The sequence below is a fragment of the Mixta sp. BE291 genome (genome assembly GCF_031457955.1).
In the GTDB taxonomy this organism is placed as follows: Bacteria; Pseudomonadota; Gammaproteobacteria; order Enterobacterales; family Enterobacteriaceae; genus Mixta.
On sequence record NZ_JAVDXN010000002.1, the window covers coordinates 556,100 to 571,201 of the forward strand.

Below are 15,102 nucleotides of genomic sequence, written 5' to 3' on the forward strand. Positions count from 1 at the left end.
TGCATTGGTTTATATGATTAATCTGATAAATTCCTGATGACCGAATTTTTGCCGCCTGCGTCTGTCGTAGCTGACTGTAACCTGGGTTTCATCCGGGAAAGCAAATGGGTGCAGAAGCTCGACCACTACAAACTCGTTCAGCATAAGGAAATTGTTTCTGGCATGAATCGAAGAATGTTTATGAAAACGTCAATGGCATGCGCTGCGGTTAGCGGCATGTCCGGCTTATCCACGCTATTTGCGCAGTCCGCCTGGGCAGAAGATGGCATTGCTGACGGCAATGCCACGCGTTTTGACTTTGAGGTATTGAAGAAAAAAGCCGCCGCGCTGGCGCAGCAGCCTTGGGGCGGCGCGCCCGGCCCGTTGCCCGATACGCTGGCGACCATGACGCCGCAGGCCTACAACGCTATTCAGTATGATGCAGGGCATTCGCTCTGGAACGACATCGATAACCGCCAGTTGGACGTGCAGTTTTTCCACGTGGGTATGGGCTTTAAACGCCGTATCCGTATGTTTTCCGTGGACAAGAGCAGCCGCGAAGCGCGTGAGATTCACTTCCGCCCGGAGCTGTTTAACTATCAGAACACCAGCGTTGATACCAAACAGCTGGAAGGCAAAACCGATCTCGGCTTTGCCGGTTTCCGTGCGTTTAAAAAGCCGGAGCTGGCGCGGCGCGATATCGTCTCTTTCCTCGGTGCCAGCTATTTCCGTGCCGTGGATGAGACCTATCAGTATGGCCTGTCGGCGCGCGGCGTGGCGGTCAATACTTTCAGCAACGGCCAGGAAGAGTTCCCCGACTTCACCGCCTTCTGGTTTGAAACGCCAAAAGCGGATGATACCACCTTTACCGTATATGCCCTGCTCGACGGCGCCAGCCTGACCGGCGCCTTTAAGTTTGTGATCCACTGCGAGCCGAAGCGCGTGGTGATGGAGGTGGAGAACCACCTTTGCCCGCGCAAAGATATTCGTCAGCTGGGTATCGCGCCGATGACCAGCATGTTCAGCTGCGGCAACAGCGAACGTCGCATGTGCAACACCTATCATCCGCAGATCCATGACTCCGATCGCCTGGCGATGTGGACCGGTAAAGGCGAATGGATTGCCCGTCCGCTGAACAATCCGCGCAAACTGCAGTTTAACGCCTATGATGATGAAAACCCGCGCGGCTTTGGGCTGCTACAGCTGAATCACGACTTTGAAGATTATCAGGATGTGATTGGCTGGTATGACAAGCGCCCAAGCCTGTGGGTGGAGCCAGTCGGCAAATGGGGCAAAGGCGCTATCAACCTGATGGAGATCCCCACCACCGGCGAAACGCTGGATAACGTGGTCTGTTTCTGGCAGCCAGAGCAGCCGGTTAAGGCTGGCAGCGAACTCGCTTTCAGCTACAAACTTTACTGGAGCGGCCTGCCGCCGGTGCGTAGCGAACTGGCGCGCGTGGAGTCTACCCGCTCCGGTATCGGCGGCTTCCCGGAAGGCTGGGCGCCTGGCGAGCATTTCCCGGATGTCTGGTGTCGGCGTTTTGCCGTTGATTTTGTTGATGGCAATCTGAAGGATGCCGCAGCGAAAGGCATTGAGCCGGTGATTACGGTTTCCGCCGGTACGATTAAACAGGTAGAGATCCTGTTTGTTGAGCCGCTAAACGGCTATCGCATTCTGTTTGACTGGTATCCCACCAGCGATGCTGCCGATCCGGTTGAGATGCGCATGTTCCTGCGTACCAAAGATGAAACGCTGAGCGAAACCTGGCTTTATCAATATTTCCCGCCGCCAGCGGACCAGCGGAAATATATCGATGACCGCCAGATGACGGTGAACTAAGCCAACGCGGCGAGGGAAACCTCGCCGCGTCATGTTAAAACAGTGAGGAAAGCATGAGCGAAAAGAAACATTTTGTGACGCTGGTCGGCAGCCTGCGCAAAGGCTCTTTTAACGCGGCGATAGCGCATACCTTGCCTGAGCTGGCGCCTGAAGGGGTAACGATCGATCACCTAGGCTCGCCGGGCGATTTTCCTCATTATAATGCCGATCTGCAGGATGAGGGTTTTCCCGCGCCGGTATTAGCGATGGCGGAGGCGATCGCGCAGGCGGACGGCGTGATTATCGTGACGCCGGAATATAACTACTCGGTGCCGGGCGTGTTGAAAAACGCGCTCGACTGGCTGTCACGCGTTTCGCCTAACCCGCTTGCTGCGAAGCCGGTACTGATCCAAAGCGCCTCGCCGGGCAATATCGGCGGCGCGCGGGCGCAGTATCATCTGCGGCAGATTTTGGTGTTTTTTGACGCGCGCGTGATGAATAAGCCGGAAGCAATGATAGGTCAGGTTACCGATAAGGTTAAAGAGGGCGTGCTGACCGACGAAGCGACCCGCACCTTCCTCAGCAGGCAGCTACAGGCCTTTAGCGACTTTAGCCGCTAACTGTTTCAGCCAGCAGCTACGGGCCTTTAACGGCAAACGCATCGGCGGAGCGTGCTGCTCCGCCTTTTCCGCGCTATTTCACCATATCGATATGGGCAATATTATCTTCCAGGTAGATTTCGCCGACCGGTTTAAAGCCGATACGAGCGTAAAAGCCCTGCAGGTGCGCCTGCGCCGAAAGAAACTGCTGGTGGCCCGGCCAGTATTGTTCACAGCCGATCAGCGCTTGCTCCATCAAACGATAGCCAAGCTGTAACCCGCGCGCTTCGCTGGTGACAATGACGCGCCCGATTTTTACCGGACTGCCCGCATCCGCCGGGGTTAAAAGGCGCGCGCAGGCCAGCAAACGTCCCTCGCCAAGCGCGAAAACGTGGCGGTTATCGCGGGCTAAATCCTGTCCGTCGATATCCTGATAAGCGCACTGTTGTTCAACGATAAATACGCGGTTACGCAAAGCCAGAATGTCATGCAGCTGATGAATATTCAGCTCACTATGGTGTACGTCATACCAGGTTAATTCCATGCTTCTGTGTCCCTTAACGTTGAGCGTTTCTGCTACTTCTCCTGTCGCTAATCCGCAACAGGCTGGATTAATATAACCGCAATCGCTACGTAAAAATCCAGCGCTAATTTAAGTTTATTGCCCGCTGACCGCTTTAGCCCTGAAAGGCGCGCCAGACCGGGTGCATTATTTAATTCTCTTCCTGTTTATTAAGCCCCTTACTTAATAAGATTATTAATACAAAAATTTTTTCCCCTGAAAGTGGAATGATAAAATTATCGTTCATTAACCTGTCGCTCTGTTAATCAACAAGTAAAAGGAGATTACTATGTTAAACGCCGTCTCGCAAAACGGCTCTCTCGCCCAAGGTTATGACACGCCCCCATCCTCTACCCCAGAAAAGACGGATTTCACTTCCATACTGAAAAAAGTCTCTAATACCGTGAACGGCCTGACGGACAAGGGAAAAAAGGTAATTATTGATTCAGTCGCCGCTAACAGCGCTTCTCAATCTTCGTCGGATGCGCCCTCAGATGGAAAGATCAGAACGGCCAGGGAGTGTCTGGTCGATATCGCCGCGCTGCTGCGATTAAAAGGGGCGGATAAATATAATGAGCCATTGATGAATTTATTAAAGGAGGCATTTTTATCAGAGCGTTTCGATAGCTCCGGCTTAGACAGGCTGAAAAAATTAACGCTTCAGGGCGCGCCGAATAGCGCAAAAGAGGATATTAACGCCTTGCGTAGCCAGATAGATAATATTGCGGCCTCCTGTGAAAAAAGTATGGACCCGCTTCGTAGCTATATGAATTATTATGGGCGGCTCTTTGATTCTTTTTTTGCCAGCGAAATTATTAATAACCCCAGTAAGGAAATGCGGGAATCGGTACGGGTCATCGCCTATAACATTGAGGATAACTTCCGGCTTACACATTCAGCAGCTGAACAAACACAACTATGCAAAGACCTAAAAAACATGTTAATAAACGATCCGCCCCCCTGGCGTGAAAACATTCCTGAGGTTAAAACATTCCTGGAAAATAGCGCGCCAGAAAACTTCACCAACATGCTCTATACCGGTCATGAGCTTGCACACGCGCTGATTATACATTTAACGGTAAAATATATTATGGCGGCGCCGGGCTGTTATCCAATCAGAAGCAAAATATCAGGGAACTATAATAATGTGATAAAACCACAGCGAAGAAACTTAAAGCCGGTGAAAGAAAGGCCCACCAGCAACCGCGTTGGCATTTTGCTAATGCATCAGCACCGGGATGATACTTTTACCAGTGCTGGAAATGGCATAAGGCCAATTGATGCCATTAAATTTTCGTCGAAAAAAATCCCTCTGCATAATCAACAGGCGCTGACTTATGGCAGCCCGCTTGCCGTCGGCATGTCCGGCAGCGCAAATTTACTTAAAAGTTATTTTAACCACATCGCTAAACGCAGCCGGAAATTTAATATTGAGCAGGCTAAATTGCTGAGCGCGGCTGAGCTTACTTACAGTGGCGGACATTCAATCAATGAAGCCTATACGACGTTTAACATGGAAAAAAATAAACGCTTTCAACCTCTCGACTACCGCCCTTTCTGTGATCATCCTGCGATTGGAAAAGCAGTTGATCGCGCCTGGGAGGGGGTGCTAAATCAGGCTATCAGGTTTAAGAGGCTTGCCGTAGATACGCCCGCCTCCTGAGGCTGCTGGCTTTTTGCCTCTGGCGTCTTGTTCAGCTTTCGCCGTCAATATCCATAAAAAAACTGCACCTCACTTTGCCATTCGGCCAGCACGTGTGAGGTGCAGTTTTCCTGGAGCCGGTACTTCCTCTCAGCTTACATCAGCGGCTGCGCCATCCGTACCAGGCTGATCAGCGGCTGCGGATAGACACCCAACAGCAGCACCAGAATGGCGGAGATCAGCACCACGACGCCGCCTGCGGTAAACGCCCAGTTGGCAGGCGTGTCGCGGGTATGCAGCTCCGGCGGGCTGAGATAGAGGCTGACGGTCACGCGCAGATAGTAGTAGAGGCCAATGGCGCTGCCTAATACTACCGCACCGGTCAGCCACCACAGCGAGGCATCGATGCCCAGCGCGATAACATAAAACTTACCAATAAAGCCCAGCGTCATGGGAATACCGGCCAGCGACAGCATCATCACTGTCATCACTGCCGACAGCACCGGACGATGCCAGAACAGGCCGCGGTAAGAGTAGAGCGACTCGGCGTCCGGGCCGCGGTACGGGCTGGACATCAGGCTGACGACACCGAAGGCGCCAATGCTGCTGAACAGGTAACCGGCCAGATAGACGCCTGCGGTTTCCAGCGACATCTGATGAGACTGCACCGCAATCAACGCAACCAGCAAATAGCCCAGATGCGCGATAGAGGAGTAGCCCAGCAGACGCTTGATGTTGCTTTGACTGATCGCCAGCAGGTTACCAAACAGAATGGAAACCACCGCGATAATCGTCAGCACGTTGCGGATCGCTTCGCTATCGGTTGCCGGTGCGTACATAAACAGACGCATCAGCGCACCGAAAATGGCGATTTTGCTGGCGGTCGCCAGGAAGGTGGAGACCGGCGCAGGCGCACCCTGATAGACATCTGGCGTCCAGAGATGGAACGGCACCAGCGACAGTTTAAAGCCGAGGCCGATAATCATCATGCCGAGGCCTAACAGCATCAGCGGCTGGTGCAGCACGTTATCACTCAGGCTTTTGCCCAGATCCACAAAGCTCAGGCTACCGGAATCAGCATAGACCAGCGCAATACCAAACAGCAGGAAGGATGAGGCGGCGGCCGACAGAATGGTATATTTCAGCGCCGCTTCCAGCGAACGTTTCTGCCGGAAGGCGTAGCCGATCAAACCAAACAGCGGCAGCGACAGCAGTTCCACGCCGATAAACAGCGAGGCCATATGATTGGCGCTCGCCAGCACCACACCGCCCAGCGCCGCAATCAGCACCAGCAGGTAGAACTCGTCGCAGTTATCGCTGAAGCCCTGCAGCCAGGGATAGGCGAAGGTACAGGTGGCCAGACTCGCCAGCATCACCAGCCCGGTGTAGAACATCGAGAAACCATCGACGCGCAACAGCGGCGTGACATCCATCGGCCCTGCCTGGCCCACAAACCAGAGTGACAACAGCGCCAGGTTGAGGCCAATCACGGTCAGCGTCGCATTGGCAAAATGGTTGCGTCGCCACGCAATGGACAGCATCACAACCACCACCGTCAATCCGACGATCAACAGCGGCAGCAGCGCGATCAGTTGTTGAGGAGTTATTGTCATGGCGAATTACGGCCTTGTAGTTGAAATTGAAGCGGTAAACCACTGCTGAATGTTGCTCATTGCAGCATGTGAGGTGTCCAGAATCGGCTGCGGATAGACCCCAAGCAGCACCAGCAGAACCACCAGCACCATAATCATAATGAATTCCCGTGCAGACATGCCGCGCAGCGGCGTCTCTGACTTCGGCGCACCGTAATAGGCGCGCTGCATCATGATCAGCGAGTAAACGGAAGCAAACACCAGACCGAAGGTAGCGATAACAATAATCGTCGGCACCACCTGGAAGCTACCGGTAAGAATCATAAATTCACCGGCAAAGTTGCCGGTGCCCGGCATCCCCAGGTTCGCCACGGCAAAGAACAGCGACAGGCCCGGAATCCATTTCAGTCGTGACCAGAGGCCGCCCATCTGACGCATATCACGCGTATGCAGACGCTCATAGAGCTGACCGCACAGGATAAACAGCGCCGCAGCCGACAGGCCATGCGCAATCATCTGCACCACCGCGCCCTGGAACGCGAGCTGGTTGCCGGTGTAGATGGCGATCAGCACGAAGCCCATATGGGAGATGGAGGTGTAGGCGATCAGACGTTTGATATCGGTTTGCGAGAACGCCATCCACGCGCCGTAGAAGATACCGATAATCCCCAGCCACATCGCAATCGGCGCGAACTCCGCCGAGGCATTCGGGAACAGCGGCAGGCTGAAGCGCAGCAGACCGTAGGCCGCCGTTTTCAGCAGGATCCCGGCCAGGTCCACGGAACCAGCGGTCGGTGCCTGGCTGTGGGCATCCGGCAGCCAGCCATGCAGCGGCACCACCGGCATTTTTACCGCAAAAGCGATAAAGAAGCCGAGCATCAGCAGATATTCCACGCCGTGCGACATCGGGGTGTGCAGCAGCACTTCATAGTTGAAGCTCCAGACGCCGGTCGCGCGGTAATGCACAAACACCAGGCCAAGAATGGCAATCAACATCACCAGGCCAGAGGACTGGGTGTAAATGAAGAACTTGGTGGCGGCGGTAATACGGGTTTTCCCGTCCGATGCCTTATGACCCCAGAGCGCGATGAGGAAGTACATCGGCACCAGCATCATTTCCCAGAAGAAGAAAAACAGGAACATGTCGATGGCCAGGAACACGCCGATCACGCCACCGAGGATCCACATCAGGTTAAGGTGGAAAAAGCCCTGATATTTTTCAATCTCATTCCAGGAGCAGAGCACCGCCATCAGGCCCAGCAGGCCGGTCAGCACCACCATCAGCAGCGACAGACCGTCCAGCGCCAGGTGAAAATCGATGCCGAAGCGCGGGATCCAGGGAACGGAGAACTCTGATTGCCACTGCGGCATGCCTGCCGCCTGGGTCAGTGAATAGCCTCCCTGCAACCAAAGCTGCAGTGAAAGCGCCAGCGTCAAGCCCATTGTAATCAGGGCGATCCAGCGCGGCGTCTTCGCGCCTAAGCGCTCAGCCAGCCAGCACAGAAAGCCGCCGACAAATGGGATAACAATTAGCCAAGGTAATAACATGGCGGTTACGGTCCCTTTTCTAGTCCTGCATGGGCTGCCAGCTACTCTAACCGGCCAGGCCCAACCTCAGGTTTTTTCACAAGCTTATCGGTTGGGATGCAGCCATGCCGCACCCCGCTCACTAACCTTACATCACCAGCAGCAGCGCCAGCACCACAACGGCACCCACGCTCATGGAAGCAACGTACCAGCGCAGATAGCCATTTTCGCTTACTACCAGCCCTTTATTTGCCAGGCGTGATACCACTGCTGGCGTATTCAGCAGCGCATTCAGCGGATCGCGCGACAGCAGCCAGGCGACGCCCAGATAAGGCTTAACGAAAATTTTGTCATACAGCCAGTCGAAGCCCCAGGCGGCAAACCACCAGGTGCCGAAGAAACGCCCCGGCGCACTGCGCGCCACGCTGGTAACCAGCGTGCGCTTGCCAAGCCAGAGCCAGGCGGCAATCAGGATGCCCACTACCGCAACCACGCCCGATGCGATTTCCAGCCCCATTTTGCCCGCTTCGCCATGCTCGCCCGCAGGCAGAACGCCCGCCAGCGGCGGCGTGATCAGCGCGCCAATAAAGGTGGAAAGCACCATCAACACGATCAGCGGCAGGTGATGGGTAATCCCTTTGCCTGCGTGAGCATGAATTTTCTCTTCGCCGTGGAAAACGATGAAGATCATGCGGAAGGTATAAATCGAGGTCAGGAAAGCACCGACCAGCCCGGCCACCATCAGATTGATATGACCGTTCGCCAGCGCGCCGAACAGGATCTCATCCTTACTGTAGAAGCCCGCGGTAATCAGCGGCAGCGCGGCCAGCGCGGCACCGCCCACCAGGAAGCAGACATAAACCAGCGGGATGCTTTTACGCAGGCCGCCCATTTTGAAAATATTCTGCTCGTGGTGACAGGCCAGAATCACCGAACCCGAAGAGAGGAACAGCAGCGCTTTAAAGAAGGCGTGCGTCATCAGATGGAAAATCGCCGCGTCCCATGCCTGCACGCCCAGCGCCAGAAACATATAACCGATCTGACTCATGGTGGAGTAAGCCAACACGCGTTTGATATCGGTCTGCACCAGCGCGGCAAAACCTGCCAGCACCAGCGTCACCGCGCCGACAATACCGACCAGATGCAGGACTTCCGGCGTCATCAGGAACAGGCCATGCGTACGGGCGATCAGATAAACGCCCGCGGTGACCATGGTGGCGGCGTGAATCAGCGCCGAAACCGGCGTCGGACCCGCCATCGCATCAGCCAGCCAGGTCTGCAACGGCAGCTGCGCCGATTTACCGACCGCACCGCCCAACAGCATCAGCGTTGCCCATTGCAGCATGTGGTTATCCGCCGCAAAGTGCGCAGGCGCCAGCTCGACCATTTCGCGGAAGTTCAGCGTGCCCAGCTCGTTATAGAGAATGAACAGCGCAAAGGCGAGGAACACATCACCCACGCGGGTAATGATAAAGGCCTTCATCGCCGCCTTGCCGTTATCCGGATTGGTGTAATAGAAGCCAATCAGCAGATAAGAGCAAAGCCCCACGCCTTCCCAGCCGAGATACATCAGCAGCAGGTTATCGGCCAGCACCAGAACCACCATGCTGGCGATAAACAGGTTGGTATAAGCAAAGAAGCGCGAATAGCCCTCTTCCCCACGCATATACCAGGAGGCGAACATATGAATGAAGAAGCCCACCCCGGTCACCACCGACAGCATGGTTAACGAGAGGCCGTCCAGCGTCAGGGTAACGCCGATATTGAAGTTACCGACCTGCATCCAGGTCCAGAGCGCCTGGGTAAACGGCACTTTGCCGTTAGCAAAAAAGTCGATGCCGACATATAACGTGACCAGCGCCGCGAGGCCAATCGATCCCATGCCTACGGCGGCCGACAGGTTTTCTGACCAGCGGCCGCGAGAAAACGCCAGCAGCAAAAAGCCGATCAGCGGAAGCAGTATGGTTAAGTAAAGAAGGTTCATCCGCGCATCTCGCTCACTGTGTCAATGTTCAGGGTTTGACGACGGCGGTAGAGCTGCAGCAACAGCGCCAGGCCGATGCTGGCCTCCGCTGCGGCAAGGCTGATCGCCAGGATATACATCACCTGACCATCCGCCTGCCCCCAGTAGCTTCCCGCCACCACTAACGCCAGCGCCGAGGCGTTAATCATGATTTCCAGACCGATTAACATAAACAGCAGATTACGGCGCAGCACCAGCGATGTCAGTCCAAGGACAAACAGCACGGCAGCCAGAATCAGCCCGTGTTGTAGAGGGATCATGCGCGCTCCTCCTTCGTTTGCGCAGCTGCGGCATCGCTGACGCGGTTGCTAAGCACTTCGCCTGGGCGATCTTCACGACCGATATGGAACGCGACCACCAGACCCGCCAGCAGCAGCATTGAGGCCAGTTCAACCGCCAGCACATAGGGACCAAACAGGCTGATGCCTACCGCTTTCGCATCGATAACCGTGCCGTCGATGCCCTGATCGTTAGCGGACATAATGGCGTACACCATAATGATCAGCAGCAGCAGCGAAACCAGGCCCGGCCCGATCCACAGTGAAGGCTGTAGCCACTGGCGCTCCTGATCCTCAACCGACTTACCGAGGTTCAGCATCATCACCACGAACACAAACAGCACCATGATGGCGCCTGCGTAAACGATGATCTCCAGCGCACCCGCGAAGTAAGCGCCCAGCGAGAAAAAGACGCCAGCAATCGCCAACAGCGATACGATCAGGTACAGCAACGCATGTACCGGGTTGGTGTGGGTTATCACGCGTAGCGTGGTTAACACCGCCACCAGACCACAAAAATAAAACGCAAATTCCATGCCTGGCTCCTTAAGGTAACAAGCCTTTGACGTCGATGGGTTTGGCTTCGTTTTCCGCGTCGCCCTTGTCTTTCCCTTCGATCGCCATGCCTGCCATACGGTAGAAGTTGTATTCCGGGTATTTGCCCGGCCCTGAAATCAGCAGGTCTTCTTTCTCGTACACCAGATCCTGACGTTTGAACTCGCCCAGCTCAAAATCGGGCGTCAGCTGAATCGCCGTGGTCGGGCAAGCCTCTTCGCACATGCCGCAGAAAATGCAGCGCGAGAAGTTGATGCGGAAAAACTCCGGATACCAGCGACCATCCACCGTTTCCGCCTTCTGCAGCGAAATACAGCTCACCGGACAGGCAACGGCGCACAGGTTGCAGGCTACGCAGCGCTCTGCCCCATCGGGATCGCGCGTCAGAACAATACGACCACGATAGCGCGGCGGCAGGTAGACCGGTTCCTCCGGGTACATCTGCGTTTCACGTTTCGCGAAGGCATGCAGGCTCATCATCCAGATACTGCGTACCTGGGTGCCGAAACCGACAATAATCTCTTTTAATGTCATGGTTACAACCCCTTTACTGCGCGTTGTACAGAATCACTGCGGCGGTAGCCAGCAGGTTCAACAGCGTCAACGGCAGACATACTTTCCAGCCGAAGGACATCACCTGGTCATAGCGCGGACGCGGCAGCGCAGCACGAATCAGAATAAACATCATCATGAAGAAGGCCGTTTTAAGCGCGAACCAGATAAAGGGCGGCAGCCAAGGCCCGTGCCAACCGCCGAAAAACAGCGTCACAATCAGCGCGGAAACCGTGGTAATCGCCACATATTCGCCCACGAAGAACAGGCCGAACTTCATGCCGGAATATTCAATGTGGTAACCATCCGCCAGCTCCTGCTCCGCTTCCGGCTGGTCAAACGGGTGACGGTGACACACCGCCACGCCCGCGATACAGAAGGTCAGGAAGCCGAAGAATTGCGGGATGATGTTCCACAGGTGCGCCTGGTTGTTGACGATGTCGTTCATATTGAACGAGCCCGCCTGCGCCACCACGCCCATCAGCGACAGACCAAGGAACACCTCGTAGCTCAGCGTCTGCGCCGATGCACGCATCGCACCCAGCAGCGAGTATTTGTTGTTACTCGCCCAGCCAGCAAACAGCACCGCATAAACCGCCAGACCCGCCATCATCAGGAAGAACAGCAGCCCGATGTTAAGGTCGGTCACCATCCAGGTCGGGCTGACCGGCACGATGGCAAACGCTAACAGCAGCGATACAAAGGCGATAACCGGGGCCAGGGTAAAGATAAAGCGGTCGGTAAACGGCGGGACCCAGTCCTCTTTAAAGAACATTTTGATCATATCCGCTACCAGCTGCAGCGAGCCGCCCCAGCCCACACGGTTAGGCCCGTAGCGGTTCTGGAACAGACCCAGCAGACGACGCTCGGCAAAGCTCATAAAGGCCCCGCAGGAGACCACCACCAGCAGAATGACGATCGCCTTGAGAATGCCCAGCAAGATATCGATAACGTCCGGTGTTAACCAGCTCATTGTGCCGCCTCCCGCAGAGTCTCAATGTTCGCGCCCGACAGGAACGGCGGTACGCCCGGCATGCCCAGCGGCAGACCAACCTGCCCCGCCTGCAGCGCCTCGGAGAAGCGCACCGGCAAACGCAACGTCTCGCCAGCGCAGCTGAACTCCACCGCTGTCCCGGCATTGACGCCAAGCTGCGCGGCATCGGCCGGGTTAATCACCACGACGGGCTGCGGCATACGCTGCTGGATAACCGGCGCGCGCTGCGTCATCTCTTCGCTGCCGAACAGATTGTAATAAGGCGCAACGCGCCAGCCGCCGTTGCGGGCGAAGGTGCCAGGCACCGCGGTGAACCAGTCGAGCTGGCCCGCCGTCGCCTCAAACAGACGCACGCCGGGATCGCCGTTACGCAGTTTGCCGCCCACTTCATCCTGGAATTTGTTCCACGCCTGCGGTGAGTTCCAGCCTGGTGCCCAGGCGAAAGGAATCTCAGAACGTGGCGCGCTGGGCTGGTTGTTACCTTCCATCGAGAAGGAGAACATGGTGTCCATATCCTGCGGCTGACGCGGCTCATGCACGCTGATATTGGCGCGCGCGGCGGTACGTCCGCTGGAACGGTGCGGCGAACGCGCCAGCTTCTGGCCACGAATACGGAACGTCGCGTCCGGCGCGGCATCTTTAATACCCCGCAGCTGCGGCAGCGCGGCCACCGCGGCGTCGATCACGTGATCCAGCTGCGTCCAGTCAACGTGACGGCTTTGCAGCACGCTGTGCAGCGAATGCAGCCAGCGCCAGCTTTCCAGCATCACTACCGTTGCGTCGTAGTAAGCGGGATCGTAAACCTGGAAGAAACGCTGCGCGCGGCCCTCCTGATTAACCAGCGTGCCATCGCTCTCAGCAAAGCTGGCGCCTGACAGAATCAGACCCGCTTTTTCCAGCGTTGGCGTGCGCTGATGATCGACCACAATAATGTTGTCGGCGTTGCGCAGCGCGGCATCTACCTTCGCTTTCGGCGCATGGCGATAGAGATCGTTCTCCAGAATCACCACGGCGTCGGCGCTGCCGTTTTCCAGCTGCTCCAGCGCATCGTCCAGCGTGTTACCACCGATCATGCCAAGGCCGACGCTGTTGGCGGCGGAAGCGAGCAGCGTAATGCCGACGTCGGCACCGCGCCCTTTCAACGCCTTAGCAACGTTAGCCGCCGCTTCGATCATCGCTTCGCTGCCGGAGTGAGTACCGGAAATAATCAGCGGTTTCTTCGCACCCGCCAGCGCCTGAACAATCACGTCAAGCTTGCCTTTCAGGGTGCTGTCGAAATCGCTGACCGCTGGTGCGCCCGCGTCCAGCGCATGGGCGATAGCGAAGCCGAGACGCGCCTGATCTTCCACCGGCGCGCGATAGCTCCAGGCCGCGATATCATCAAGACGGGTTTCATCGACGTTGGTGACAAACAGCGGATGTTTCGCATGCTGACCAATGTTCATGATCGCCGCGATTTGCCAGTCGGCCACTTTCTGCGCCGCCGCCATTTCACGCGCTTTGCCTTTTACCGCCTGGCGCACAGAGAGCGCCACGCGCGCGCCGGTTTGCGTGAGATCTTCGCCCAGCACCAGCACCGCATCGTAGCTTTCCATTTCACGCAGCGCGGGCGTATGAATACCGCCTTCGCGCAGCACTTTCAGCATTAAATCCAGACGCGCCTGTTCGCCAGCCGGGATGCCGGTAGAGAAGTTCGCCGCGCCTACCAGTTCACGCAGCGCGAAATTGCTTTCCACGCTGGCGCGCGGCGAGCCAATACCGATCACTTTTTTCGCCTGGCGCAGGATATCCGCCGCGCCCTGCATCGCCTGTTCGGCGTTCAGTGCTACCCAGTCATTGCCGCGACGCTGCATCGGCTGACGCGGACGATCTTTACGGTTGACGTAGCCATAGCCGAAGCGGCCACGGTCGCAGAGGAAATAGTGGTTTACGCTGCCGTTATAACGGTTTTCGATACGGCGCAGTTCGCCATAGCGTTCGCCTGGGCTGGTATTACAGCCGACGCTACACTGCTGGCAGATGCTGGGCGCAAACTGCATATCCCATTTACGGTTATAGCGTTCGGAGTGGGTTTTATCGGTGAAGACGCCGGTCGGGCAGATCTCAACCAGGTTACCGGAGAATTCGCTCTCCAGCGTGCCATCTTCCGGGCGGCCGAAATAGACGTTATCGTGCGCGCCATAGACGCCCAGATCTTTGCCGTCGGCATAATCTTTGTAATAACGCACGCAGCGGTAACAGGCGATACAGCGGTTCATCTCATGCGAGATAAACGGCCCCAGATCCTGGTTGCGGTGCGTACGCTTGGTAAAACGATAGCGACGGAAGCTATGACCGGTCATTACCGTCATATCCTGCAGATGACAGTTGCCGCCCTCTTCACACACCGGACAATCGTGCGGGTGGTTAGTCATCAGCCACTCCACCACGCTTTCACGGAACTCTTTCGCTTCGCCATCGTCGATAGAAATGAAGGTACCGTCAGAGGCGGGAGTCATGCAGGACATGACGAGACGCCCGCGGGTATCCTCAGCGTTTTGGTATTGCTTTACCGCGCACTGGCGGCAGGCACCCACGCTTCCCAGCGCCGGGTGCCAGCAAAAATAAGGAATATCCAGGCCAAGAGAGAGACATGCCTGTAGCAGGTTGTCCGCTCCATCTACCTCATATTCTTTACCGTCTACATGAATTGTAGCCATAGTGAACATGCTTCCGTAAGGCTCGGGTGACCGAGCGTTAAACACAATTCTTCTTACCCTTCGCCTTTCAGGCCGCAGCGGTGTTGGCTGCTTTTACTCACCGCGCTCACTTACTTATGTAAGCTCGCGGGATTCGTTCAGTTGCCGCCTTGCTGCAACCCGAAATGCTTTGGGTAATCCCTTCCGCCTTTCAGGCCGCAGCGGTGTTGGCTGCTTTTACTCACCGCGCTCACTTACTTATGTAAGCTCGCGGGATTCGTTCAGTTGCCGCCTTGCTGC

The 15,102-nt window shown here is 56.2% G+C and carries 12 protein-coding genes; 3 read left to right on the forward strand and 9 right to left on the reverse strand.

Annotated features, from left to right (window positions below; all coding sequences use genetic code 11):
• Positions 1 to 162: 162 nt before the first annotated feature.
• The gene (locus tag J2X14_RS07560; protein WP_352410597.1) at positions 163 to 1,821 is read left to right on the forward strand and encodes a glucan biosynthesis protein D; all 1,659 of its coding nucleotides are present in this window, start codon (positions 163 to 165) and stop codon (positions 1,819 to 1,821) included.
• A 53-nt stretch (positions 1,822 to 1,874) separates the two neighbouring features.
• Positions 1,875 to 2,420: an NADPH-dependent FMN reductase gene (locus J2X14_RS07565; protein WP_352410598.1), complete on the forward strand. Its 546-nt coding sequence runs from the start codon at positions 1,875 to 1,877 to the stop codon at positions 2,418 to 2,420.
• A 73-nt stretch (positions 2,421 to 2,493) separates the two neighbouring features.
• Here J2X14_RS07565 and J2X14_RS07570 read toward each other — a convergent pair whose 3' ends face one another.
• Positions 2,494 to 2,943 carry a GNAT family N-acetyltransferase gene (locus J2X14_RS07570; RefSeq protein ID WP_352410599.1) on the reverse strand — a complete coding sequence of 150 codons (450 nt, stop codon included), beginning with the start codon at positions 2,941 to 2,943 and terminating at the stop codon, positions 2,494 to 2,496.
• A 307-nt stretch (positions 2,944 to 3,250) separates the two neighbouring features.
• Between J2X14_RS07570 and J2X14_RS07575 the strand changes: the two genes are divergently transcribed.
• Positions 3,251 to 4,624, forward strand: coding sequence for a hypothetical protein (locus J2X14_RS07575; RefSeq protein ID WP_352410600.1), 1,374 nt, complete (start codon positions 3,251 to 3,253; stop codon positions 4,622 to 4,624).
• Between the two features lie 134 nt (positions 4,625 to 4,758).
• On the opposite strand, the gene nuoN is transcribed toward J2X14_RS07575, so the two are convergent.
• From nuoN to nuoG, 8 genes are all read right to left on the reverse strand, one after another.
• A complete protein-coding gene (gene nuoN, locus J2X14_RS07580; protein ID WP_352410601.1) occupies positions 4,759 to 6,216 on the reverse strand; it encodes an NADH-quinone oxidoreductase subunit NuoN in 1,458 nt (485 codons plus the stop codon).
• Between the two features lie 6 nt (positions 6,217 to 6,222).
• The gene (nuoM, locus tag J2X14_RS07585; RefSeq protein ID WP_352410602.1) at positions 6,223 to 7,743 is read right to left on the reverse strand and encodes an NADH-quinone oxidoreductase subunit M; all 1,521 of its coding nucleotides are present in this window, start codon (positions 7,741 to 7,743) and stop codon (positions 6,223 to 6,225) included.
• Between the two features lie 127 nt (positions 7,744 to 7,870).
• On the reverse strand, positions 7,871 to 9,706 hold the full coding sequence (gene nuoL / locus J2X14_RS07590) for an NADH-quinone oxidoreductase subunit L (protein WP_352410603.1): 1,836 nt from the start codon (positions 9,704 to 9,706) through the stop codon (positions 7,871 to 7,873).
• A complete protein-coding gene (nuoK, locus tag J2X14_RS07595; RefSeq protein ID WP_103059485.1) occupies positions 9,703 to 10,005 on the reverse strand; it encodes an NADH-quinone oxidoreductase subunit NuoK in 303 nt (100 codons plus the stop codon). Before nuoK ends, nuoL begins: the two co-directional genes overlap by 4 nt.
• Positions 10,002 to 10,559 (reverse strand): NADH-quinone oxidoreductase subunit J, encoded by a 558-nt coding sequence (gene nuoJ / locus J2X14_RS07600; protein ID WP_352410604.1) that lies wholly within the window; start codon positions 10,557 to 10,559, stop codon positions 10,002 to 10,004. The genes nuoK and nuoJ overlap by 4 nt, the downstream gene beginning before the upstream one ends.
• A gap of 10 nt (positions 10,560 to 10,569) precedes the next feature.
• Entirely contained in the window at positions 10,570 to 11,112 is a 543-nt protein-coding gene (gene nuoI, locus J2X14_RS07605) for an NADH-quinone oxidoreductase subunit NuoI (RefSeq protein WP_352410605.1), read from the reverse strand.
• 13 nt (positions 11,113 to 11,125) lie between these two features.
• Entirely contained in the window at positions 11,126 to 12,103 is a 978-nt protein-coding gene (nuoH, locus tag J2X14_RS07610; RefSeq protein WP_352410606.1) for an NADH-quinone oxidoreductase subunit NuoH, read from the reverse strand.
• Complete coding sequence (nuoG, locus tag J2X14_RS07615) at positions 12,100 to 14,823, reverse strand: NADH-quinone oxidoreductase subunit NuoG (RefSeq protein WP_352410607.1); 2,724 nt, start codon at positions 14,821 to 14,823, stop codon at positions 12,100 to 12,102. The genes nuoH and nuoG overlap by 4 nt, the downstream gene beginning before the upstream one ends.
• Positions 14,824 to 15,102: the final 279 nt, after the last annotated feature.